The 21,609-nt window shown below is 65.8% G+C and carries 22 protein-coding genes, 1 tRNA gene and 1 pseudogene; 18 read left to right on the top strand and 6 right to left on the bottom strand.

The window, feature by feature from the left end; translation table 11 throughout:
* Positions 1-23: 23 nt before the first annotated feature.
* From pheT to AC1D2O_RS06050, 4 genes are all read left to right on the top strand, one after another.
* Entirely contained in the window at positions 24-2,456 is a 2,433-nt protein-coding gene (gene pheT / locus AC1D2O_RS06065) for a phenylalanine--tRNA ligase subunit beta (RefSeq protein ID WP_478156502.1), read from the top strand.
* On the top strand, positions 2,453-2,824 hold the full coding sequence (locus tag AC1D2O_RS06060; protein WP_442282333.1) for an integration host factor subunit alpha: 372 nt from the start codon (positions 2,453-2,455) through the stop codon (positions 2,822-2,824). The genes pheT and AC1D2O_RS06060 overlap by 4 nt, the downstream gene beginning before the upstream one ends.
* A 63-nt stretch (positions 2,825-2,887) precedes the next feature.
* Complete coding sequence (locus tag AC1D2O_RS06055) at positions 2,888-3,349, top strand: MerR family transcriptional regulator (RefSeq protein ID WP_442282332.1); 462 nt, start codon at positions 2,888-2,890, stop codon at positions 3,347-3,349.
* A 26-nt stretch (positions 3,350-3,375) separates the two neighbouring features.
* A tRNA-Pro gene (locus AC1D2O_RS06050) sits at positions 3,376-3,452 on the top strand.
* Between the two features lie 98 nt (positions 3,453-3,550).
* Here the strand turns inward: AC1D2O_RS06050 and AC1D2O_RS06045 are convergent.
* Both AC1D2O_RS06045 and AC1D2O_RS06040 read right to left on the bottom strand, forming a co-directional pair.
* A complete protein-coding gene (locus AC1D2O_RS06045) occupies positions 3,551-3,685 on the bottom strand; it encodes a hypothetical protein (RefSeq protein ID WP_478156500.1) in 135 nt (44 codons plus the stop codon).
* Between the two features lie 748 nt (positions 3,686-4,433).
* Complete coding sequence (locus AC1D2O_RS06040) at positions 4,434-4,649, bottom strand: hypothetical protein (RefSeq protein ID WP_477650271.1); 216 nt, start codon at positions 4,647-4,649, stop codon at positions 4,434-4,436.
* A 466-nt stretch (positions 4,650-5,115) separates the two neighbouring features.
* On the opposite strand from AC1D2O_RS06040, the gene AC1D2O_RS06035 reads away from it, so the two are divergent.
* The gene (locus AC1D2O_RS06035; RefSeq protein ID WP_477650272.1) at positions 5,116-5,292 is read left to right on the top strand and encodes a DUF3606 domain-containing protein; all 177 of its coding nucleotides are present in this window, start codon (positions 5,116-5,118) and stop codon (positions 5,290-5,292) included.
* A 124-nt stretch (positions 5,293-5,416) separates the two neighbouring features.
* Entirely contained in the window at positions 5,417-5,743 is a 327-nt protein-coding gene (locus AC1D2O_RS06030; protein ID WP_477650273.1) for a hypothetical protein, read from the top strand.
* Between the two features lie 329 nt (positions 5,744-6,072).
* Here the strand turns inward: AC1D2O_RS06030 and AC1D2O_RS06025 are convergent, their stop codons facing one another.
* A complete protein-coding gene (locus AC1D2O_RS06025) occupies positions 6,073-6,351 on the bottom strand; it encodes a DUF3303 domain-containing protein (RefSeq protein WP_477650274.1) in 279 nt (92 codons plus the stop codon).
* Between the two features lie 379 nt (positions 6,352-6,730).
* Positions 6,731-7,258 carry a thermonuclease family protein gene (locus tag AC1D2O_RS06020; protein WP_477650275.1) on the bottom strand — a complete coding sequence of 176 codons (528 nt, stop codon included), beginning with the start codon at positions 7,256-7,258 and terminating at the stop codon, positions 6,731-6,733.
* 515 nt (positions 7,259-7,773) lie between these two features.
* Between AC1D2O_RS06020 and AC1D2O_RS06015 the strand changes: the two genes are divergently transcribed.
* The gene (locus AC1D2O_RS06015; protein ID WP_477650276.1) at positions 7,774-8,292 is read left to right on the top strand and encodes a nuclear transport factor 2 family protein; all 519 of its coding nucleotides are present in this window, start codon (positions 7,774-7,776) and stop codon (positions 8,290-8,292) included.
* A gap of 129 nt (positions 8,293-8,421) precedes the next feature.
* The gene (locus AC1D2O_RS06010; protein ID WP_477650277.1) at positions 8,422-8,799 is read left to right on the top strand and encodes a hypothetical protein; all 378 of its coding nucleotides are present in this window, start codon (positions 8,422-8,424) and stop codon (positions 8,797-8,799) included.
* 309 nt (positions 8,800-9,108) lie between these two features.
* Here the strand turns inward: AC1D2O_RS06010 and AC1D2O_RS06005 are convergent, their stop codons facing one another.
* Both AC1D2O_RS06005 and AC1D2O_RS06000 read right to left on the bottom strand, forming a co-directional pair.
* A complete protein-coding gene (locus AC1D2O_RS06005) occupies positions 9,109-9,459 on the bottom strand; it encodes a hypothetical protein (RefSeq protein WP_477650278.1) in 351 nt (116 codons plus the stop codon).
* Between the two features lie 163 nt (positions 9,460-9,622).
* A complete protein-coding gene (locus AC1D2O_RS06000; RefSeq protein ID WP_478156497.1) occupies positions 9,623-11,140 on the bottom strand; it encodes a TAXI family TRAP transporter solute-binding subunit in 1,518 nt (505 codons plus the stop codon).
* Positions 11,141-11,199: 59 nt separating this feature from the next.
* Here AC1D2O_RS06000 and AC1D2O_RS05995 point away from each other — a divergent pair, with 59 nt between their 5' ends.
* From AC1D2O_RS05995 to AC1D2O_RS05950, 10 genes and pseudogenes are all read left to right on the top strand, one after another.
* Entirely contained in the window at positions 11,200-12,330 is a 1,131-nt protein-coding gene (locus AC1D2O_RS05995; protein WP_478094273.1) for an AI-2E family transporter, read from the top strand.
* A 13-nt stretch (positions 12,331-12,343) separates the two neighbouring features.
* On the top strand, positions 12,344-13,900 hold the full coding sequence (locus AC1D2O_RS05990) for an efflux transporter outer membrane subunit (protein ID WP_478156495.1): 1,557 nt from the start codon (positions 12,344-12,346) through the stop codon (positions 13,898-13,900).
* A complete protein-coding gene (locus AC1D2O_RS05985) occupies positions 13,897-15,012 on the top strand; it encodes an HlyD family secretion protein (RefSeq protein WP_478156493.1) in 1,116 nt (371 codons plus the stop codon). Before AC1D2O_RS05990 ends, AC1D2O_RS05985 begins: the two co-directional genes overlap by 4 nt.
* Positions 15,013-15,022: 10 nt before the next feature.
* Complete coding sequence (locus AC1D2O_RS05980) at positions 15,023-16,051, top strand: DUF2955 domain-containing protein (RefSeq protein WP_478094262.1); 1,029 nt, start codon at positions 15,023-15,025, stop codon at positions 16,049-16,051.
* 16 nt (positions 16,052-16,067) lie between these two features.
* Positions 16,068-16,508 carry an ion channel gene (locus AC1D2O_RS05975; RefSeq protein ID WP_478156491.1) on the top strand — a complete coding sequence of 147 codons (441 nt, stop codon included), beginning with the start codon at positions 16,068-16,070 and terminating at the stop codon, positions 16,506-16,508.
* A 99-nt stretch (positions 16,509-16,607) separates the two neighbouring features.
* Positions 16,608-16,940 (top strand): hypothetical protein, encoded by a 333-nt coding sequence (locus tag AC1D2O_RS05970; RefSeq protein WP_478091510.1) that lies wholly within the window; start codon positions 16,608-16,610, stop codon positions 16,938-16,940.
* 153 nt (positions 16,941-17,093) lie between these two features.
* Positions 17,094-17,693, top strand: coding sequence for a hypothetical protein (locus AC1D2O_RS05965; RefSeq protein WP_478091505.1), 600 nt, complete (start codon positions 17,094-17,096; stop codon positions 17,691-17,693).
* A gap of 92 nt (positions 17,694-17,785) precedes the next feature.
* Positions 17,786-20,860 (top strand): annotated as a pseudogene (locus AC1D2O_RS05960) (amino acid adenylation domain-containing protein); the annotation flags it as partial.
* Between the two features lie 32 nt (positions 20,861-20,892).
* Entirely contained in the window at positions 20,893-21,204 is a 312-nt protein-coding gene (locus AC1D2O_RS05955) for a phosphopantetheine-binding protein (protein ID WP_478156595.1), read from the top strand.
* Positions 21,205-21,366: 162 nt separating this feature from the next.
* Entirely contained in the window at positions 21,367-21,579 is a 213-nt protein-coding gene (locus AC1D2O_RS05950; protein ID WP_478091503.1) for a hypothetical protein, read from the top strand.
* The last annotated feature ends 30 nt before the right edge of the window (positions 21,580-21,609 follow it).

Genomic DNA, 21,609 nt, shown 5'->3' with positions numbered 1-21,609 from the left:
ACGACAACGACGAGATCGACGAGATGCAATTCCCCGAGTCCTGGTTGCGCGAATTCTGCGACCCGCAGCTCAGCAGCGAAGCCCTGGCCGAGACGCTCACGATGGGCGGCTTCGAGGTCGAGGAGCGCCGGCCGGTGGCGCCGCCGTTCAGCCAGGTCGTGGTCGGCGAGATCAAGGAAGCCGCCCAGCACCCGAATGCCGATCGCCTGCGCGTGTGCCAGGTCGATGCCGGGCAGGGTGCCTTGCTCAACATCGTGTGCGGTGCGCCGAACGCGCGCGTCGGCATCAAGGTGCCGCTGGCGCTGGTCGGCGCCGAGCTGCCGCCCGGCGAAGACGGCAAGCCCTTCCTGATCAAGCTGGGCCAGCTGCGCGGCGTCGAAAGCCAGGGCATGCTGTGCTCGGCGCGCGAGCTCAAGCTCAGCGAAGACCACGGCGGCCTGCTCGAGCTCGCCGCCGATGCACCCGTGGGTGCCGACGTCCGCGAGGTGCTGAAGCTCGACGACTCGCTGCTGACCCTCAAGCTGACGCCGAACCTGGCGCATGGCCTGAGCGTCTACGGCATCGCGCGCGAACTCTCGGCGCTGACCGGCGCTCCGCTCAAGAAACCCGTCATTGCGCCGGTGGCGGCGGCTTTCTCGGACAAGCTGTCCGTGAAGGTCGAGGCGCCCGAGCTGTGCGGCCGTTTCTCCGGCCGCATCGTGCGCGGCGTCGACACGAAGGCCGCAACGCCGGCCTGGATGGTCGATCGGCTGGCCCGCTGCGGCCAGCGCAGCGTCACGCCGCTGGTCGACATCTCGAACTACGTGATGTTCGAGTATGGCCAGCCGACCCACATCTTCGATCTCGACAAGATCCATGGCGGCCTCACGGTGCGCTGGGGCCGGCCGGGCGAGCAGCTGAAGCTGCTCAATGGCAACACGGTCACGGTCGACGAGAAGGTCGGCGTGATTGCCGACGACCGCGAGATCGAGTCGCTGGCCGGCATCATGGGCGGCGACGCCACGGCGGTGTCCGACGACACGCGAAACATCTACATCGAGGCCGCGTTCTGGTGGGCCGAGAGCATCCAGGGCCGTTCGCGCCGCTTCAATTTTTCGACCGATGCGGGGCATCGTTTCGAGCGGGGCGTGGACCCGAGCCGCACCGTCGAGATCATCGAACGCATCACTCAGCTGGTGATCGAGATCTGCGGCGGCCAGGCCGGCGCAATGGATGACCAGCGCTTGCGCTTGCCCGAGCGCAAGCCCGTGACGCTGCGCGTGGCCCGTGCGGCGCGCGTGATCGGCATGCCGCTCACGCAGGCCGACTGCGCCGCTGCACTGCGCCGCCTGTCGCTGCCGGTGGAGGAGGGAGACGGTACGCTGGTCGTCACGCCGCCGCCGTACCGCTTCGACCTGCTGATCGAGGAAGACCTGATCGAGGAGGTGGCACGCCTTGTCGGCTACCAGAACCTGCCGACCACGCCGCCGATGGCGCCGATCACCGCGCGCCTGCGGCCCGAGGCCGAGCGCAGCCGCTTCGCGGTGCGCCAGCGGCTGGCCGCGCTGGGTTACCAGGAGACCATCAACTTCAGCTTCGTCGAGGCCCACTGGGAGCAGGAACTCGCCGGCAACGCCGATCCGATCAAGTTGCTGAACCCGATCGCGAGCCAGATGAGCGTGATGCGCTCCTCGCTCGTCGGTTCGCTGCTGCAGGTGCTCAAGTTCAATCTCGACCGCAAGGCGACACAGGTGCGCGTGTTCGAGCTCGGCCGCGTGTTCCTGCGCGACGCCGCGGTCACGACCACCGACAGCACGGTCAAGGGCATCCACCAGCCGATGCGGGTGGCCGGACTGGCCTGGGGCGATGCCGAAGACGGGCGCTGGGAAGGCAAGGCCGAACGCGTCGACTTCTTCGACCTCAAGGGCGATGTAGAGGCCCTGCTCGCACCGCGCGTGCCGACCTTCGAAACCGTCGAACATCCGGCGTTGCACCCGGGGCGCGCGGCGCGCGTGCTGCTCGACGGCCGTGCGATTGGCGTGGTCGGGGAACTGCATCCGCGCTGGCGCCAGAAATGGGACTTCGCGCAGGCCCCGCTGCTGTTCGAACTGGAGCTCGATGCGGTCATCGCCCGACCGCTGCCGGTGGCGCAGCCGGTGCCCAAGCAGCAGCCGGTCGAGCGCGACATAGCGGTGGTGGTGGCCGAGTCGGTCACGCACGATGCGCTGATGGGTGCCATCCGCGCCGCTTCCGACGCCAGCCTGCTGCGCGAGCTTGCGCTGTTCGACATCTATCGTCCGGCAGTCGCCCGCGACGGCACGGTGGCCGCCGGCGGCCTCGCGGCCGGGGAGAAGAGCATGGCCGTGCGGCTCAGCTTCAACAGCGACAGCGCGCTGACCGACGAACTGGTCGAAGCGGCGGTGCGCAAGATCATCGATCAACTCGGCGCCGGTCTCGGCGCCCGTCTGCGGGTATGAACGCCATGGACTTCACGCTCGAGGCCCTCGAAACGCCGGCGCTCACCAAGGCGCACCTGGCCGACCTGCTGTTCGAGCAGATCGGCCTGAACAAGCGCGAGTCCAAGGACATGGTCGAGGCTTTTTTCGACCTGATCGTCAACAGCCTGATCGAAGGCACGGACGTCAAGATCTCGGGCTTCGGCAACTTCCAGATCCGCGTCAAGGCGCCGCGGCCGGGCCGCAATCCGCGCACCGGCGAGGCGATTCCGATCGGCGAGCGGCGCGTCGCGACCTTTCACGCGAGCGCCAAGCTGAAAGAACAGATCCACGGAAGCATCGACGATACGGCCCCGCGAGAGGTCGAATGGAGCCTGGGCTCCGAATAACATTGGTACTCGGAGCGCCGGTGGAGTAACCTATGAGGTTTCGCTCGCACTGTCTTGATTTCAATGGAGAAAACCCTCCCGCCGATTCCCGTCAAACGCTACTTCACAATTGGTGAGGTGGGGGAGTTGTGCGGCGTCAAGCCGCACGTGCTGCGCTACTGGGAGCAGGAGTTCACGCAACTGCGCCCGATGAAGCGGCGCGGCAACCGACGTTACTACCAGCACCACGAGGTGCTCATGATTCGCCGCATCCGCGACCTGCTCTACGACCAGGGCTTCACGATCAGCGGCGCGCGCAACAAGCTGCAGGAGCTCGTCCAGTCCGAGCGCGAACGCCGCAAGTCCGGCGAGGTCCCGCTCGAGGGCATGGAGGCGATCGAGATCGACCAGGAGGAGTTCGACGCCGCGGTGCAGGACGACCTGGAGACGCACGAACCGGTCCGCCGTACGGTCGATCTGTCGCAACTGCTCCACCTGCGGCGCGAACTCACCGAAATTCGCGAGCTGCTCGGCTCGAATCACTGATTTCGAGCGGCTATAATCGAGAGCTTCGGTGTGTGGCGCAGCCTGGTAGCGCACTTGCATGGGGTGCAAGGGGTCGAAGGTTCGAATCCTTTCACACCGACCAAAATCGTCAGATAGATCAACGGGTTACGCTCACAAGGCGTGACCCGTTTGTCTTTGCGACTGACAAATTCTTGGGTCGTCTGACAAACCCGGGCCTTTTCAGGCCGCGTCGCGCCCTCCGATCGCCGAGGGCAGCGGCTTGGAAGACGGCACCCTGCGACGGTAGACCCGCTTCGTGACTTTCACGTCCTCGTGGTGCAGCAAGGCGTCAATCAGGAAAATTGGTTCCCGCAAGTTGTACTCACTCTTGGGGTTGATGGCGAACGAAAGGCGGCCGGCCTAGTGGAAGCAGCAGTTCCTCTCCCGTATCGAGATCCGGACGGCACCACCGTACAAGGACCGGCGATCGTCGCCGAGATCACACAAAAAGGGCGCGAGGAACTGGCGCGACTCGGCGGCAGTCCGCCATCGTCTTAGCTGCTCGATGTCCCGGTGGATCTGTTCTGTGCGGCCACTTGGGTCGTAGCGGGCCTCGTACCAAAGACCCCATCAGGATCCTCTTCAGTCAAGAACTTGAAGGCCAGAGCGCCGACGGACACGAGAAGCACAAACACGATGACCCAAATCAGTGCCACATCCGAGGCGCTTCGGTGGGATTTCATGACGCCCCCCCTTTTTTGATGGGTCGTAGATCATTGCACATCTTCCGGTGTGCAGCACTGTCAGACGGATGCGCGTGGCGCTGAACGAAAAACCCGCCAAGCTTGCGCGGGTCGGGTTCTTTGGGCGGCATTTCCCCCTTGCGGGGATCCTGGCAGAGCGTGAGCCCTGGGGCGTTTTGTGCGGCCGGGACGCAGGCCGTTGTCTTGAGGGCGAAACACCGGTGTCGTTGGTGTCTGCGGTCTCTGGTGCAGATGCCACACCATAAGGGTCACTGACGCAATGCTCGTACTTCATTCTGGGGACGCGCCACTTGTGAGCGATACGCCGACGGACTACAGCCTCGCGACCACTAGGAATCCTGAATCGGAGTGACAGGGGGCTATTCAGACGCCGGATCGTTGTAGCTCTTCGCAATCGGTTCATTCACCGCGCTGTCAATATAGCTGGACAGCGTCTCATCAAGGATGGGCACCTGTCCGTTGAGTAGCCGCGTTCGGGCCGCTTGCACTGCGGCTTTGTGAGCAGCCTCCGGCATGCTGCGTCCGTTTAGATAGTCGGCAACCAAGGCTTCGGCGGCTTCCAAGAAAAGAGACATGCGCATCTCCCCCGCCCGGGGGCATACAGACCTTTCGCGGCAAGACAGACAGCGACCAGTGTGCGCGCTCTAGCGAGGTTCGTCGCTCGGCGCGCGATATGGCCCCATTTGAATATCCGCCTGGTCCAGTCACGAGTCGTAGGGAATGTGAGCGTCGCCCATGGGGCGGGGACGGTTGTGATACTCCTCAAGCCAAACCTTGAGGCGACGATCCAAACCTTCTTCAGCGGCCTCCTGAGAACCTCTAGCGCGTCGGTGACGTTGCGTTCGCTGGACGTACTCGCACCGTCTCCGGCACGGACAGGGTACTCCCAGGCAATACCCTGCGAAAGCGTGTCTCAATGGGGTCTGCCACCCGCTGGATCTCGGGCGCGCGACTCTCTCCCGCAGACAGATGCAGCGTTGTCTTACCTGCCCCGACCTGCTGAAGCCGCACGCTGTGCTTCCACGAAAAAAGGAGCGACGTATGGCCGACGACCTGAGCAACCGCGGCCCTCAAGACCGGGCCGAGATCAATGTGAACGAAGACCACGACGTGCGGTACTGGACCGCGGCCTATGACGTGACCGAGGCCGAGCTCCGCCTTGCGGTGGCAGCGGTAGGGACCTCGTCCGAGGCGGTACGGGAGCATCTCGGCCGGTAGTGTTCAGAGAATCGGACGGTCGCCGGCACTGGTCCTCGAAACAGCCTCGGTTGTCTGGGCGGTCTAGGCAGTCTCGAAGCCGGCGGCCGTCCGCCCGACTTCAGCAAGATTGGGGAGATCTGTCATGTCGATGGAATTGCTTCAGGCGCTCGCCGATGCGGAGATGCCTCTTGAGATCGTCAACCCGAGAGTTCAGCAGGAACTCAAGGTTCTTCACCACGCCGGCTACATCATCTGCAGCTTCCCCGCAGCCGCAACGGGCCAACCTCAGCCTGCGTGCGTCCACATGGTCACGGTGCTCGGCCGCCGGGCGTTGAGGTGTTTCGGGCCGATCCCTCGCATGCCGGACTGGCGTGACCTCTGGCGAAGGCGTCGCGACACCATGAAAAAGCCCGCCCAAGCGGGGGATCAGCGCCTCCATGCCGAGCGCGCGACACGCTCGCGCCGGTGATTCCTGGTGCAAATCAGCATCTGGGCGAACACATCGGGCCCGGCGAGGCAGACCCGCGGACGGGAGGCAAGCGGGTTCACCAGAATCGCCAGAATGGACGGCGGCGCGCCGGCGCGGGCTCCAGCGGGGCGCTCAATGTCGTGGCCGATCCCGGGACTGACACGCAGAGGCCGAGGCGGGTCCGCCCCATCTTGTGGTCGAGTACCCGCATGCCGCGCGCCCACTCCTGATCAGCAGGCGCACAGCCTCACATGAAAAAGACCGCACTAGGCGGAGCTGGTGCGGGGCCTGCGAGCGTTCGCCACTCGCCTGCGCATCTGGGGAACGAGCTACTTGCGTTGCAGACCGGCTAGCACGGCACCCAGTTGCTCGTCGTTCAGGGCCGGGTGTATTTCCAATTCCATCAGATCGGACCACTCCAGAGCCCAACGCGCCATCGCGGAGGCGTCGTCCGCCTCACTGATGCTGAATCCCGTGCCGTTCGCCACGTCGTGCCAGCGCCCGAGCATTTTGACGCCCTGTGGGGCCTGCCCACCCGTCTTCGCGAAGCGCTCGATGACGGCATTGCGATTGCCGGAAAGAACGCGCCAATGGCCAATGAAAAGCATGATGTTCTGCCTCTTTTTGCGGCACCGTGGAAGTGCGATGCGGGCGAGTGCCGCGCGAGCAACGCCAGGCATTGGGTCATGCCCTTGGTCAGTGATAGTCGATCGCGCCCACATCTACAACCCGGCCGAGTCGGCGACCGACTGGTTGGCTCCCGAGGGGATCAACAAGGGAGTCCGCGCCACCCGAGGCGCGGCAACACCTGCGGCTGGCACCGGTCGAGGTGTTCGACGCCGGACCGATCTAGGTAGGCGAAATGGTCTGGTCGCCACAGTGCCTGTTTTTTGGGCATCGCGTCGGAGGCCCCATCTGGAGTCGATCCCCGAGGTTTCGCATGCGGTTTTCCACAGGTCTGTCCACGGGCCTCGGGGAGAACCCTGATCAGTCGCCGCGCTGGGCCTTTCGCCAGTCCCAAGGCGGTACCGGTTCGGCATCGCGCCAGAGCCCGACGTGCTTCGCCTTGGCCTCCGTTTCGGCGAACTCGTATTGCCCGCGCTCCTGGGCGGTCTGCTCGCGAGAGTAGTCCCTGTACCACCAGGCCATCCCGACCGTGACCATGGCGAGGCCGGCATCGAGCGTCCTGGGCCCGCGCGGCGCCGAGGCGGGCGTCACCATCACCTTGCACACGCTGCGACCGTAGCGATCGGTCTTGATGCAGTCGAGGTCGACGTCCTTCATGTAGACCAGGTCGGACATTGCCTGCTTGGCGCGCTCGCCGAAGGGCTGGCGTCTTTCGGGGGTGTCGATCCCGTTCAGCCGAACCTTGATCTCCTCATAGCTGCCGGGCTGGCCGCAGCGGGCCTTGAGCGTGTCGCCGTCGGAAACGCCGACCACCAAGCAAGTGCGCGGCGCGGCGGAAACGGCGAGGGGGAGGGCGAGTAGGAGGAGAAGTGTGAGGGAGCGAATCATCGAGGCGATTGTCCCTGGGGCGGCCTGACAAACGCGCCTCGCTCCGAGGGGGATGCGTGCTCGGGACGGCGATTTTTCGGCCGCCTCGTTTGTCAAGGGTGGGCGCGAAAAAGCTCGGCTTGACAAGCGGTTGGGCGAAAACTGCCCCCTCATGGGTGCAAGGGGTCGAAGGTTCGAAATCCTTTCACACCGACCCAAAACGTTAGTCAGATCAACGGTTTACGCTCACAAGGCGTGACCCGTTTGTCTTTGCGTTTGGCCAATTCGCGGGTCTTTGACAAACCCGACCGCGCCCGTTTGGGCGGCTTTCCAGTTTCTGGAACTCCGGCGCAGTTGGTGGACCTAATGGGCATGCACCCTTTCTCCAAGGTCGACCACCGACCTTTTGCCCTGACCGGAAACGGCCAGGGCTTTTTCGTTTCAGCGGTGTAGTTCGGCGTTGAGCTCCTTCGAGCTATTGACGTTTTCCGCTTCGGCGCTCATCGTGAACTCTTCCACTTCGGGCGGGGCACCACATGGACAAGCGACGCGTCCTCTTGATCGGTTTGGCCGTCGTGGGGACGGTGCTCGGGCAGGGCGCGGGCGCACAACCCAAGAAGGCCAAGGAGGCCGCCGGCACCGAGGCTGCACTGCGCGACTCGATCGCTCAGTTCGAGAAGGCCTGGAACCGGCACGACGTGAAAGCGTGGCTGGCGTTGATGACGGAGGACGTCTGGTTCACTCAAGCGCAGGACTACTACGAACGCATGAAGGGCAAGAAGGCGGTGCAGACCACCTTCGAATACGACGTGAAGAACACCGACCTCCAATGGGAGGCCAAGCGAGTGCGCATGATGCCCGACGGCACCGCCAGCGTAGCGTTGCGCCAGGTCGCCCTCATCCCTCCCAAGACCGATGGCAAGTACAAGCGTGAGGACGTGAGCGATCCGAGCTTCAGCCGCTGGCGCTTCGAGGGCGGCAAGTGGCGGCTGTTCTTCTTCACTTCGCACAAGGGCTGGGCGCTGGCCGAAATGAAGAAGGATGGACTGGAGTAAAGAATGCCTCCAGAACACACAGGCCGCCGCCACTGGGGCGGCAGTTTCTGCCGCGTAGATCCGTGGTACGGCCTAGACGCTCGGCGTGACAGGTGGTTGGGCGAAAACTGCCCCCAAGCATGCTGATGCATGGAATTTGTTCTCTTCGGTGGCGATTGGTGCCATCATGAATTTCCAGCAATGGAAGTTCGCTTTTCCATGCTTCCCGCTTTCAACCAAGCGAAAAGGAGAATGCAAATGGTCGAATCGAGACACGGACTTTGGAGCCGGACGGGCGGGATGCTGGCGGCAGCCGGCCTCCTGATGCTATCGGGCGCTGCCCTGGCCACCGATCAGTCGCAGCAGCGCCAGCAAGGCAGGGACGTGAACCAGGGTGCCAAACAGGACGCGCGCTCGGGAAAGGTCGACTGCCGAGCCGAAAACCAGAAGAGCAACAGCCAGTGCAGGCAGGACAAGCGGGACACCAAGCAAGACGGTCGCCAGGACAAGCGGGATATCAAGTACTGACGGATCGCCGGTCGCCTCAAAGCGGCTGTGCGCGGGCATCGATCTCGGACGCCGGCTGCCGGAGCGTCGTTGTCCGTGTTTTCGAGAACGCGGCCGCTCCGGCTGCAGGCGCATGGACAGCGCCCAGGACGAGCACCCTCAAGCCGCCGAGCCACACAGGCAAGTCCTCGAAGTGCACGGCCTGACCCGGCCCGGCGATGCCTACTTCTTGTCCAGAATCTGAATGACCTGGTAGCGCCTCCGCCTGCGGCGGAAGCGCTGGTCCGAGGCCACCGGGCCGGTGGCGTTGGTGAGGGCGGCTCTCGGCTCTCAGGAGCACTGGCCGACGGCGCCCGTCGCAGCGGTTTCGGGGCCGCGGAAACTCACCATCGAACCGGGTCCACTGGCGGCTGGGCGAACCATGGCGGCCGAGCCGTCGGGTGGCTGCTGGCCTGGAACGAAGACATCGAATGCCGTGTCGTTCGCGTACACGTACTGCATATAGACCGTCTGCCCGGCACTCGTCGCCCATTTCTGCGCGACGCATGTAGCGGCCGCCATCGGGGCGAGCTGGCTTTGGCCGATGGGACGAACGGCTGACGATGGTGGTGGTGGTGATGATGTTCGTTGGCTGGCGCACCCGGAGACTGCGATGACCAACGCGGCTATGGCAATTTTCATGTTAGTGGCTCCATATCAATTCGCACAAGACACCGACGAGTCCGTACGAGAAGACAATTCGCCACCTGACAGTGCAATAACGTCGACCTGACTGGTGACTCAAGCTCTGGCCCGTACGACTCGGCAGTTTAGACGCGAAATGCAAAAGTGAACACTAAAAGGTTCATGCACTCGTATCTGGCGACGGGCCTTCCTGGACAGGCTCGGTGCGGGACTGAAGAACATGCCGCTCAGATTCAGTCTTGGCATTTCCTGGATCGCCATCCGTGTTCGCGTCAACGCCTTGTGACTTGGCCATCACGGCCTGGCGAACCAAGCCGATGTGCTCGCGCAGCGTGTAGGCTTCGCTGGCATAGCTCAATGGGGCGCGGATCCGCGTGGCAGCCTGCTCGATGCGGCCCAGGTCGGCCAGCCATTGCTCGACGGGCAAGGCGCCGGTGCGTGTTCGGACATCGCGTTCGAGCAGTGCCAACTCTCCGTACCAGCGGTAGATGCGCGACCGTATGCGCCAGCGGAACAGTCGCGGCAGAAAGTTGGTCAAGGGAACGATCACGAACAGCACGGGCACCAGCAGCACGACCAGGCGTTCGAGATAGGCCGCGACGGTGAACGGCAGATAGCGGTGGAGTACGCTGGGCCCGAAGCGGTGGTGGCGATTCGCATCGGCCGACACGGGCAGGTCCACCATTGCCGTGTTTGGAAACTCGTCGTCCGCCTCGAAATAGCCCTGGTTCCCGTGCAATTCGCGCGCGGCTTCGAGGAGCAGGTTGACGATCGCCGGCGACAAGCCGTCGCGCGAGACCAGCATCGCCTTGGTGCCGATCAGCTTCACCTCCTGCTCCGGAATGTGCCGCGCGAGATCGATCGTTCCCGGTGGCAAGGTCAGCTTCGTGATGTAGGGGAACTTGCGCGGATAGGCTTCTGCGCGGGCCAGGCTCATCAGCTTCAAGTCCGGGTCGTGCAAGGCCTGCCAGATCGCCGGAAACTGCGCGGGCCCGATCAGGAATGCGGCGTCGACCTGTCCCGCCTGCAACGCGCGCAGGGCCTCCAGATTGACTAGCGGCACTAGGTCGGAGTTCAAGCGGGTGATGTCGTTCGCCGCGAGCAAGGGCTCCATGAACGCGCGCACGCCGCTGCCCAATGAGCCCACTGCGAGCCGCTTGTGGCGAAGTTCATCGAGGTTCTGGTGTACGACGCTGTCACGATGGAAGACCCACAGCGGTTCGTAGTACAGGGCGGCAAGCATGACCAGCGTCCCATGCTCGGTCGGGCGCACCACGCCGCCATGCACGAAGGCCACGTCCACGCCGGAGTTGGGATCCTGCAGCAAGCGCTCGTTTTCGTCCGCGCCGCCCGTGATGCGTTCCTCGACCATCACGCCGTCGCGTGCCAGGATTTCCTTGTAGCGCTGCGCGTACTGGTGGTACATGCCGTCTCGCAGGCCGGACGCGAGAACGATGTGGCGCGGAATCGCGCTTTGCAACAACCAGGCGCCAAGAAAGGCGAAGGCAATGCTTGCCACCGCGACCAACGTCCAGCGCACATGTTCGTGTCGCGCGCCTACAGGCAAATCACCGAGTTGCATACGGAGTCGAGTGTCCCGGGGCCAGCATCCTGCCACATCCGCACGAGTGGCGATAAATCTAAATGTGCTGAGTGCCGCGCGCTTGAGAATTGTCAAGTCGGAGAGAAGGCACCGCAGGACAATGGCTCCGTCGTCTACTTTCGAAGGCCGACCCCATGGCAACGCTCTCCCAGCCCGATCTCGTACGCGAAACACGGATGTCCAGGAAGCTCATGGATGTGCTCATCCGGGCCGGTCTGGTACTGGCCCTGACCCTGCTGTGTTACCGGATCTTCTCGCCCTTCATCTCCATGATGGCCTGGGCACTGATCCTGGCGGTGACGATGTACCCGGGCCATCAGGCGCTGGCCAGCAGGCTGGGTGGAAAACAGGGGTTGGCGGCCACGTTGCTGGTGCTGGGCGGCATCACGCTGATCGTGGGGCCCACGGCCGTGGTGCTGGGCTCGTTGGGCGATTCGGTCCACGAGACCGTCGTCACCGTGCGCGACAACGAGTTGAAGATTCCTCCCCCGCCGCCCGGCGTGGCGGAGTGGCCCGTCGTTGGCAAGCAAGTGAGCAGCTTCTGGTCGCTGGCCAACAAGGACTTGCCATCGGTGGTCAAGAAGCTGCAGCCGCAACTCGGGGAACTGGCCACCAAGGCGCTGGAGATGGTGGCCAGCATGGCGGGGTCGGTGCTGCTTTTCGTGTTCTCCTTCATCATCGCGGGCATCATCATGGCCTTCGGACAGTCGGGCAGCGAAGCCGCGAAGTCGATCCTCGGACGCATCGCGGGCACCCGGCGGGGCGTGGAGTTCGCCGAACTGGCGACCCAGACCATTCGCGCGGTGGCCCTGGGCGTGGTCGGCGTGGCCTTCATTCAGGCCATGGTCGTGGGCATCTTTCTGATCATTGCCGGTATTCCCTTTGCCGGCGTGCTGGCGATCGTCGTGCTGATCCTGGGCATTGCGCAGGTGCCCGCGCTCCTGGTCACCGTGCCGGTCATCGCCTACATCTGGCTGAGCGGGACGTACGACACCGTGCCGGCCGTGATCCATAGCGTGCTCCTGCTGGTCGCCGGCATGCTCGACAACGTCCTGAAGCCGCTCTTGCTGGGCCGGGGGGTGGATGCCCCCATGCCGATCGTCCTGATTGGTGCGTTGGGCGGCCTGGCAGGCGCCGGGATCCTGGGCATGTTCGTGGGCGCCACCGCGCTGAGCCTGGGCTATCAGATCCTCATGCGGTGGGTGGCGACCGATCCGGATGTCGTCGAGATCGAGATCGAGAGCGAATTGCCGACCGTATCCTGAACCGATGCGCACGATGCCTTCGAAGGGATCGAGGGTGCGAGTGATGGCCTTGGCCGGCGCGGCCGCGATGCTCGGGGGGTGCACCACGGTGGGCCCCGATTTCGAACGGCCACGGGTGCCCTGGCTGTCCGGTTGGTCGGGCGGTTCGCTCGAAGCCCTCGCCGCCGATCCGCGGCGCCCGCGCAATGGCTTGCTGCAGGCGTGGTGGCGCAACTTCGACGACCCTGTGCTCGACCAGCTCGTCGCCGAGGCGCAGCGCGTCAATCCCAGCGTGCGGATCGCCGGTATGCGCATCATGGAGGCACGGGCCCAGCTCGGCATCGCCGACAGCACGCGCTATCCGCAGGTGCAGCAGGCGACCGGCGAGGTGCTCGGCGTGGGCGAGCAGCGTTCAGGCGGGCGCGACACCAGTGCCGTGACTGCCAATGCCGCGCTGAGGGTGAGCTGGGAGCTCGACTTCTGGGGCAAGTTCAGGCGCAGCATCGAGTCGGCGGACGCCGCCTATCTCGCCAGCATCGCCCAATACGACGACATGCAGGTGCTGATGGCGGCCCAGGTCGCCGGCCTGTACAGCTCGATCCGCACGGTGGAACTGCGGCTGCGGATCTCGCGCGAGAACGCCGAGCTGCAAAGGCGCAGCCTGCAGATCACGGAGCTGCATTTCAAGAGCGGCAACGAGTCCGAGCTGGACGTCCAGCAGGCCAAGGCCCAGTACCTGGGCACCCTCTCGACCGTGCCCCAGCTGGAGATCGTCCTGCGCCAGACCCAGAACGCATTGAGCATCCTGCTGGCCCGCCCCCCGGGCCCCTTGCCCGAGATGGACGAGGGGAAGGGGCGGATCCCGGAGGCCGGCCTGGATGTCATCGTCGACCTGCCGGCCGAACTGCTGCGACGCCGTCCGGATGTGCGGGCGGCGGAAATGCAGCTGGCGGCGCAGTCCGCCCTGATCGGTGTGAGCGTGGCAGATCTCTATCCCTCCATCTCGCTGCTGGGCTCGTTGGGCCTGTCGGCCACGTCGGTCTCGGGATCGTCACAGGTCTTGAGCGGGGCCATCGGACCCAGCCTGGTGTGGAACGTGTTCGACCATGGACGGCTGACCAACACCGTGCTGCTGCAGGACGCGAGGTTCCAGCAGTTCTATGAGCAGTACCAGGACACGGTGCTGCGGGCCGCCCGCGAGATCGATGATGCGTCGGTCGGCTTTGCCAAGACCGGCGAGCAGATCGTGCTGCTGGCCGACGCGGTGAAGGCCGCGCAGCGTTCGCTGGAAATCGCCGACAGGCAGTACAACGAAGGCTTGATCGACTTCCAGCGCGTGCTCGACTCGCAGCGGACGCTCTTCAGCGAGCAGGACCAGCTGGTCGCCAGCCGCGGCAGCCAGTCGCAGAGCCTGATCGCCATCTACAAGGCCATGGGTGGCGGTTGGGAGGCGGCCCGCAGCCGGCCGGTGCTCGACGCTGCGACGCAGGAGACCATGGGCCGGCGCAGCGACTGGAAGGGGCTGCTGGCAGTCCCGCTGCCGCCGCCCGGAGCCGATGAGCTGCCCACTCCGGAGGGGACAAGACCATGAGCGAAGCCGCCACGCAGCCCACGCAGCCGCCGCCGGAGACCGGCAAGGGCGCCCGCATCGGCGCGATCGTCGTGTTGGTGCTCATCGTCGCCAGCCTGGCCTGGTACTTCGTGTCGGATCGCCTGACGCCCTATACGTCGCAGGCCCGGGTGCAGGCCTTCGTGGTGCCGGTGGCGGCGGAGGTGTCGGGCCGGGTGCTGAAGGTGCACGTCAAGAACAACGACAGCGTGCAGCACGGACAGCAGCTCTTCGCGATCGACCCCGAGCAATACCGGATCGCACTGCAACGCAGCCGTTCCGACTACGAGTCGGTTCGGCGCTCGGTCAATGCGTCGGTGGCTTCGGTGGACGCAGCCCAGGCCTCGCTGCGGGCGGCCGCGGCCAACTATGTCTATGCCCAGCAGGATGCCACGCGACTGGAGCAGATCTTCGCGGAAGATCCAGGTGCGATTTCCATCCGCCGAGTCCAGAGCGCGCAGGCCAGCCGGGTCAAGGCACTCAGCCAGGAGCAGGCCGCCAGGGTGGACCTGATCCGCGCCCGGGAAGCCGCGGGCGACAGCGGCGACAAGAACGCGCAACTGATCAGTGCCCGCTCGGCCGTCGAAAAGGCCGAGCTGGACATGCAGCGCACGGAAGTGATCGCACCCGCCGACGGCCTCGTGACCGACCTGCGCACCGACGTCGGCCAGTTCGTGCAGGCTGGCGCGCCGCTCTTGACGCTGGTCACCATGCACGACCTCTGGATCAGCGCCGACATGACCGAGAACAACCTTGGCAACATCGAGCCCGGCGACGCGGTGGCGATCGTGCTCGATGTCATGCCGGGCAAGGTCCTGAAGGGCCGGGTGCGCAGCGTCGGCAGCGGGGTCGCCAGCGGGCAGCCGGCGCAGCCCGGGACGCTGCCGACGATCGACAACAGCCGCGATTGGCTGCGGCAGGCGCAGCGCTTTCCGGTGGCGATCGAATTCGATCCGTCCGAGCGTGAGCAGCTGCGCGCCGCGCGGGTCGGGGGACRGGCCGAGGTGCTGGTCTACACCGGCGATCATGGACTGATGAACTGGCTGGGAACGGCCTTCATCCACATGATGAGCATGCTGTCCTATGTCTACTAGGCGGCGCCGCATGGGCCGGGCCGACAAGGCCGTGCTGCGGCTGGCCATCGGCCTGGGTCTCGCGGTGCTGGTCGCCTACGGCCTGGCGCTGAAGGCGCCCTACGCGGTCTGCGTGGTGGCCGTGCTGATCCTGTGCAAGCCGGGTCCGCCGATCCCGCTCTTCAAGGGCATCGCCTTCGCCCTCGTCGTGGCCGCCCTGATGATGGCCGGTGTGCTGGTGGTCCCGGTGCTCGAGAACTACGCGCTGGCCGGCGTGCTGCTGACAGGGGCGTTGCTCTACACGGTGTTCTATTCAGGCGCGCGCAAGGCCAATCCGCTGACGACGATCGTGGTGATGGCCATCACCTTGATTCCGGTCATCGGGGTGGTGGAGCAGGCCCTCGCATTCCAGATCGGCGTGACCCTCGCGGTGGGGCTTTGCATCGGCGTGCTGGTCAGCGGCGCTTCGCACGCTCTCTTCCCCGATCTCCCCGTGCCCGCCGGCGAAAGGGCTGCACCGCAGGTCCCCACCCGGGAGTCGGCGAGCTGGACCGCCTTGCGCGCCGTCGTGGTCGTCATGCCGGTCTTCGTGCTGGCGCTGACCAACCCCTCCTTCTACGTCGCAGCGATCATGAAGTCGGTGGCCCTGGGGCAGCAGGCCGGCGCCACGAACACCCGGTCCGCCGGACAGGAGCTCGTGGGATCCACGCTCATGGGCGCAGCGATCGCCGGATGCCTCTGGTTCGGCCTTTCGCTGCGCCCCAACCTGTGGATGCTGATGCTGTGGATGGCCGCGGCCGCGCTGTGGGCCGGGGCGCGGCTGTTCCGGGTCCGGCCCAGTGCCTTGCCGCCATCCTTCTGGCTCCAGTCCCTGGTGACCATGCTGCTCCTGCTGGGGCCGGCCATCGAGGACAGCGCCGGCGGCAAGGATGTGCTCAAGGCATCGGCGATGCGCGTCGCCTTGTTCGTCGCCGTGGCGCTCTATGCCTGGGCGACGGTGTGGGCGCTGGAACACTGGCGAGCCGCCAGATCCGACGCGCTGTTCTTCAGACCAGGCTGAACGGAGGATTCGCACCATGCTGATCAATCTGGCGATCGGGCTGCCGACCATCCTGCTGTGCCTGGTGCTGCAGGCAACTTTCACGTTCTGGAGCGTTCGCTACTACTCCCACCAATCGCACCGCGAGGCCATCATCGCAGGGCCCTTCGTCCAGATTCGCTCGCTCCTGGTCGTGATGGTCGTGCTGATCCTGGGCAACTTCCTCCAGATCATGATCTGGGGATTGCTGTTCATGCTGCTGGGCGAGTTCAGCGAGTTGTACGAGGCGGTGTACCACTCTGCAGTGAACTTCAGTTCGCTGGGCTACGGTGATGTGGTGATGACCAAGCCCTGGAAACTGCTGGGCCCGCTCGAGGCAGCGAACGGGGTGTTGATGTTCGGCCTGACCGGTGCCGCGTTGATGGCGATCCTGCAACAGATGATCAAGGCTCAGGCCGAGAAGGGCGGGGCGCAGTAGTGGGCCAACCGATGCAGCGACAGCATGAAGAGCTTCACGATGGATGACGGAAAGCAGGTCGACGGACGCGGCACGCAGCGGCGTGGGGCCGTCCACCTGATGCGCCTGGCGCGGGCGGCGAGTTGCGCCGCCGTGTTGGCCGTCTCGGGCTGCGCGTACTACGGCTATCCCGTTGCGACGTCGGCCCCGGCCAGCTTCGACCGCTCCTTCGGCGCGGCGGCCGGTGCCATGCGCGACCAGGGCCTGGCCATCAGCGTCGAGGACCGCAGCAGCGGCACCATCGTCGGGCGCATCGGTGGGGGCACTGTGACCGCCAGCGTGCGCCAACAGGCGGATGGCAGCGTGCGCGTGCAGTTCGACGCCACCGGTTCGCGCGATCCGGCGCTGATCGATCGCGTTTCGCGTAGCTACGACAGTCGGATGGGGCGCTGACGGTCAATCCGCCCGGCCTTCGGTCGAGGCCCGGCGCGCCAGCACCTGGGCAATCAAACTCAAAGACCGGGCACGATTGATATCCGTCAATCTGGGGAGACCGGCCCGGGTACATGCTGAGCAGCAGTCTCAATCAACCAAGGGGATAGGCTCATGAACATCCTGGTTTCGCTTGCAGCGACGGCGCTGCTGGGCACGCTGCTGCAGCCCGCAATCTCGAAGGACAAACCTGGCCATGAGGTCTCGGCCTCGACGACACCCGGCACGGGAACCATCACGGAAGTCGTCAGGGCCACCGGTGTGGTCGACGCGATCGATCTGCAGAAACGTCATGTCACGATCAAGGATTCTCACGGCAAGCTGGTTGCCCTCGAGGTCGGTCCCGATGCGCGCAATTTCGAGCAGCTCAAGGTCGGTGACAAGGTCAGCGTTCGCTACACGCAAGCGCTGACGCTGACGCTGATGAAGGACGGCAAGGAACTGCGCAGCAGAACCGAGACCAAGAGCGACGACAGGGCGGCGGCAGGCCAACGCCCGGGCGGTGCGATGGGGGAAAAGGTCGAGGTCACTGCCAACGTGGTGGTCGTCAACCGAAAGACCCACATGATCACGCTGCGCGGGACGGAGTACGAGGTTGACCTCATCGTGCGCGATCCCGAGCAGCTCAAGATGATCAAGGTGGGTGATCAGGTCCATGCGGTCTATACCGAGGCGGTAGCGCTGTCGATCGAGCCTGCTGCTGCCAAGAAGTAGCACGCGAGCGCCAGCGCACCGGGCCGGGCTGTCTCGATCGTGCACAGACGGCATCCGATGCGCAGGCCGGTCCCGGGGCGCGGCCCGGTACCGTGATTCCGCGCGACGAGCGCGAGCAGGCCATCTGGGAGATCTGGCGCGAGGTGCTCGGCACACGCGCCTTCGGCGTGCACGAGAGCTTCTTCGAACTCGGCGGCAACTCGTTGCGGATGACGCAGGTGCGCTCTCGCATCCAGGCGCGCTTCGATGTGGTGCTGCCGCTCGCCGAACTGTTCGAGCACGCGAACGTCGCCGCGATGGCAGCGCAGGTGCAACGGCAGGGCGCATCGAGCGGAGGGGCCGTCGCCTCGCACGAGGGTGGCATGGCGCGCGTGGCGCGCGACAAGCCGCTGCCGGCCTCGCTTTCGCAGCGCCGCATGTGGGTGATCCAGAACTTCGACCCGGCATCGACGGCCTATAGCGTGCCGATCGCGCTGCGGCTGCGCGGCACGCTCGACCCGGCCCTGTGCCAACAGGCGCTCGACCTCATGATCGAGCGGCACGAAGGCTTGCGCACGGCTTTCGTGATGGGGCAGGACGAGCCCATGCAATGGATCGTGCCGAGGCTCTCGGTGCCGATCGACTTTGTCGACCTGAGCCATTTGCCAGGCCGCGAGCGCAACGAGCAGGCGCGCGCGCTGCTGGCGCATCGCCTTGCGCAACCCTTCGATATCTCGCAGGCGCCACTGCACCGGCCGACTCTCATCCGGCTTGGCGAGCGCGAGCACGTGCTCTTCTGGCTGCTGCACCACGCCATCACCGACAACTGGGCCGGCGCGCTGCTCATGCGCGAGACGCTGGCGGCATACGGCGCCCTGGCGGCCGGACGCAAGCCGGAATCGACGCCCCGCGCGATCGACTATGCCGACTACGCCGCCTGGCAGCGCCGGCCCGAATCGGTCGAGGCGCGGCGCCCGCATCTGGCGTACTGGCTCGAACGCCTGCGCGGGATGTCTGAACTCGAGCTGCCTACCGATTTCCCGCCTCCGGCCAAGGCCAGCTTCAAGGGCGCGCGCGTCTCGGCCGACCTGCCGCTGCGGCTGCGCGAAGCCATGCGCGAATTCGGTGGCCGCGAGGCCGTCACGCCCTTCGTGATCTACCTGTCGGCCTTCGCGCTGATGCTGTCGCGGCAAGCCCGCAGCGATGACGTCGCCATTGGCGTGCCGATCGCGAACCAGCATCGCGCCGCCGCGGAGCAGTTGGTCGGCACGCTGGTCAACACGCTGGTGATGCGCACCGACCTCGCGGGTGACCCCAGTTTCACGCAGCTCGTGCACCGCGTGCGCCGGAATGCCCTCGAGGCCTATGCGCACCAGGAGGCGCCCTTCGACGAACTCATCGACGCGCTGGGACACGACCGCACGCTGCGTCCCGAGGGCGCGGTGCGCGTGCTCTTCAACGTGCTGAACGCGCCGGTCGGCAAGCCGGAACTGTTCGGCCTGGAGGTCGACGAATTCGATTTCGAGCGCACGACCGCGCAGTTCGACTTGTCGATGCACATCGATACCGAGTTCTCACAGCGCATCCACCTCGAGTACGCGACCGATCTCTACGGCGCGGCGAGTGCTGCGCGCATGCTCGAGAACTACCTGGCGCTGGTCGAGCGGCTGCTCGCGCAGCCCGAGCGCCGCTTGTCGGAGCACGGGATGCTGTCGCCGGCGCAGATGAGCCTCTTGCGCCACGACTGGAATGGCACCGGGACGCCGCGGTCCGCGCAGCAACTGGTGCACCGCTACCTGGCGCTGGGCGCGTCCGAGATCCGAACGCGCGTGGCCGTCATCGACGCCGAAAGTGAAGAAGCGCTCAGCTACGGCGATATTGAAGTCCGTTCCAACATGCTGGCGCGGGTGCTGCGCGCGCGCGGCATTGCGCGCGGCCAGCGCGTCGGCCTGTGCATCGAGCGCAGCCCCGCGATGCTCATCGCGCAGTTGGCGGTGATGAAGGCCGGTGCGGCCTACGTGCCGCTCGACCCGGACTATCCGGTGAGCGGCTGCGCTTCATGGCGGCCGATGCGCAGCTGTCCGCCGTGCTCACGCAACGCAGCGCAATGGCCATCCTCGACGGGCTGGACCTGCCGATGCTGCGGGTGGACGACGAGCACCTGACGGCCGGCAGCCCGGGCGACGCGCTCGAGCCGCGGCCGGCGCTCGATGCCACGCCGGCCGACGAGGCCTACATGATCTACACCTCGGGCTCCACCGGCCAGCCCAAGGGCGTGGGCGTGCCGCACCGCTGCGTGGTCAATTTCCTGGCCGGCATGGCGAAGCTGCCGGGACTGGCGTCGCAAGACTGCGTGCTGGCGATCACCAGCCCGTCCTTCGACCCTTCGGTGCTCGACCTGCTGCTGCCGCTGGTGGTGCGGGCGAAGGTGGTCATCGCCTCGCAGCGGCAAGTGCACATGCCGGCCGCGCTGCGCGCGCTGCTCGAACGGCACGGCGTGACGCTGCTGCAGGCCACGCCTTCGGCGTGGCGCGCGTTGATCGAAAGCGGCTGGAGCGGGGCGCCCGGCTTCCGCGCGCTGGTCGGCGGCGAGTCGCTGCCGCCGAACCTGGCGGAACAGCTGATGGAACGCTGCGCCGAACTCTGGAACATCTATGGCCCTGTCGAGACCACCGTCTGGACCACGGCCTGGAAGGTCGAATCGCCTCGCGCCGGCATCGCCATCGGGCGGCCGATCGACAACACCACGGTCTGGGTGCTCGACGCGCACGGCCATGTGTGCCCGATCGGCGTGCCGGGCGAGCTCTACGTCGGCGGCGCCGGCGTCGCCCTCGGCTACTTCCGCCGTGACGCCCTCACGGCCGAGCGCTTCCTGCCCGATCCGTTCAGCGACGATCCAGGAGCGCGGCTCTACCGCACCGGCGACCTCGGCCGCTGGCGCCACGACGGGCAGCTCGAGCACCTGGGTCGCACCGATCACCAGGTCAAGCTGCGCGGCCACCGCATCGAGATGGGCGAGATCGAGTCGGCGCTGCTCGACCATCCCGAGGTGCTTCATTGCGTGGTCGTGACGCGAGCCGAAAGCGAAGACGACGTGCGGCTGGTGGCCTACTGCGTGGCACGCGGCGGCGTGTCGCCGACGCCCCTGACGCTGCGCGAGCACCTGCGCAATCGCCTGCCCCAGTACATGATTCCGCAGCATTTCGTGGCGCTCGATGCGATGCCGATGCTGCCGAACGGCAAGGTCGACCGCGCTTCGCTGCCGGCCCCCGTCATCGATGTCGTGCTGGCCGATGGCCGCAGCTTCGTGGCGCCGGCAACGCACGGCGAGCAGGTCGTCGCCGGCATCTGGTCGGCGCTGCTCGGCGTCGAGCAGATCGGCCGCGCCGACAACTTCTTCGATCTCGGCGGGCACTCGCTCCTGGCCATGCGGGCCGTGGCGGCCATCGAGGCGGCCTTGGGGCGGAAGGTCGTGCCGCGCCGGCTCATCTACGAGAGCCTGCAGCAGATCGCTGGCGAGGAGAACCTGTAGAGTCGCTCTGCCTGAAATCGGTGCGGACGTCAACCCGCCTCACACCGTTGCCGATGACTATCGAGTACTAAATTCTGCATAGAACTGGTATCAGACGGTAATCTTCGGTAAAGTCCGGCCATGCACCTCCTGCGACAAGTAGGGAGGGACTCCCGAGGCGGTATGCCGTTCTCCCGCTCGCCCGTCGTGCATGAATCTGCCTGCGCGTCGGCTCGCGATCTGCGTGAACAGGCCGGCGCCGCTGTGGCTGTTCCCGATGCCCTCCAAGCCGATCCGCGCGATCTCGTCGCGCGGGCGTATGCGTTGCTCGCGCAGGAGACCGAGGTCTGGCAAGAGCGACAGCGGGCCGACTTGTTGCCGGGGAGCGGACGTTGAACTGCCCCTCGTGCGCTTTTGCGAACTCGG

Source organism: Variovorax sp. P1_G12 (assembly GCF_056405555.1).
This window is presented reverse-complemented; position numbering and strand designations above follow the sequence as displayed.

Bases quoted from the DNA above. Each gene is read 5' to 3' on its own strand.
- pheT (WP_478156502.1), top strand. From the start codon at position 24: ATGCAATTCCCCGAGTCCTGGTTGCGCGAATTCTGCGACCCGCAGCTC.
- AC1D2O_RS06060 (WP_442282333.1), top strand. From the start codon at position 2,453: ATGAACGCCATGGACTTCACGCTCGAGGCCCTCGAAACGCCGGCGCTC.
- AC1D2O_RS06055 (WP_442282332.1), top strand. From the start codon at position 2,888: ATGGAGAAAACCCTCCCGCCGATTCCCGTCAAACGCTACTTCACAATT.
- AC1D2O_RS06040 (WP_477650271.1), bottom strand. From the start codon at position 4,649: ATGTCTCTTTTCTTGGAAGCCGCCGAAGCCTTGGTTGCCGACTATCTA.
- AC1D2O_RS06035 (WP_477650272.1), top strand. From the start codon at position 5,116: ATGGCCGACGACCTGAGCAACCGCGGCCCTCAAGACCGGGCCGAGATC.
- AC1D2O_RS06030 (WP_477650273.1), top strand. From the start codon at position 5,417: ATGTCGATGGAATTGCTTCAGGCGCTCGCCGATGCGGAGATGCCTCTT.
- AC1D2O_RS06025 (WP_477650274.1), bottom strand. From the start codon at position 6,351: ATGCTTTTCATTGGCCATTGGCGCGTTCTTTCCGGCAATCGCAATGCC.
- AC1D2O_RS06020 (WP_477650275.1), bottom strand. From the start codon at position 7,258: ATGATTCGCTCCCTCACACTTCTCCTCCTACTCGCCCTCCCCCTCGCC.
- AC1D2O_RS06015 (WP_477650276.1), top strand. From the start codon at position 7,774: ATGGACAAGCGACGCGTCCTCTTGATCGGTTTGGCCGTCGTGGGGACG.
- AC1D2O_RS06010 (WP_477650277.1), top strand. From the start codon at position 8,422: ATGGAATTTGTTCTCTTCGGTGGCGATTGGTGCCATCATGAATTTCCA.
- AC1D2O_RS06005 (WP_477650278.1), bottom strand. From the start codon at position 9,459: ATGAAAATTGCCATAGCCGCGTTGGTCATCGCAGTCTCCGGGTGCGCC.
- AC1D2O_RS05995 (WP_478094273.1), top strand. From the start codon at position 11,200: ATGGCAACGCTCTCCCAGCCCGATCTCGTACGCGAAACACGGATGTCC.
- AC1D2O_RS05990 (WP_478156495.1), top strand. From the start codon at position 12,344: ATGCCTTCGAAGGGATCGAGGGTGCGAGTGATGGCCTTGGCCGGCGCG.
- AC1D2O_RS05980 (WP_478094262.1), top strand. From the start codon at position 15,023: ATGGGCCGGGCCGACAAGGCCGTGCTGCGGCTGGCCATCGGCCTGGGT.
- AC1D2O_RS05975 (WP_478156491.1), top strand. From the start codon at position 16,068: ATGCTGATCAATCTGGCGATCGGGCTGCCGACCATCCTGCTGTGCCTG.
- AC1D2O_RS05970 (WP_478091510.1), top strand. From the start codon at position 16,608: ATGCGCCTGGCGCGGGCGGCGAGTTGCGCCGCCGTGTTGGCCGTCTCG.
- AC1D2O_RS05965 (WP_478091505.1), top strand. From the start codon at position 17,094: ATGAACATCCTGGTTTCGCTTGCAGCGACGGCGCTGCTGGGCACGCTG.
- AC1D2O_RS05955 (WP_478156595.1), top strand. From the start codon at position 20,893: ATGCCGATGCTGCCGAACGGCAAGGTCGACCGCGCTTCGCTGCCGGCC.
- AC1D2O_RS05950 (WP_478091503.1), top strand. From the start codon at position 21,367: ATGCCGTTCTCCCGCTCGCCCGTCGTGCATGAATCTGCCTGCGCGTCG.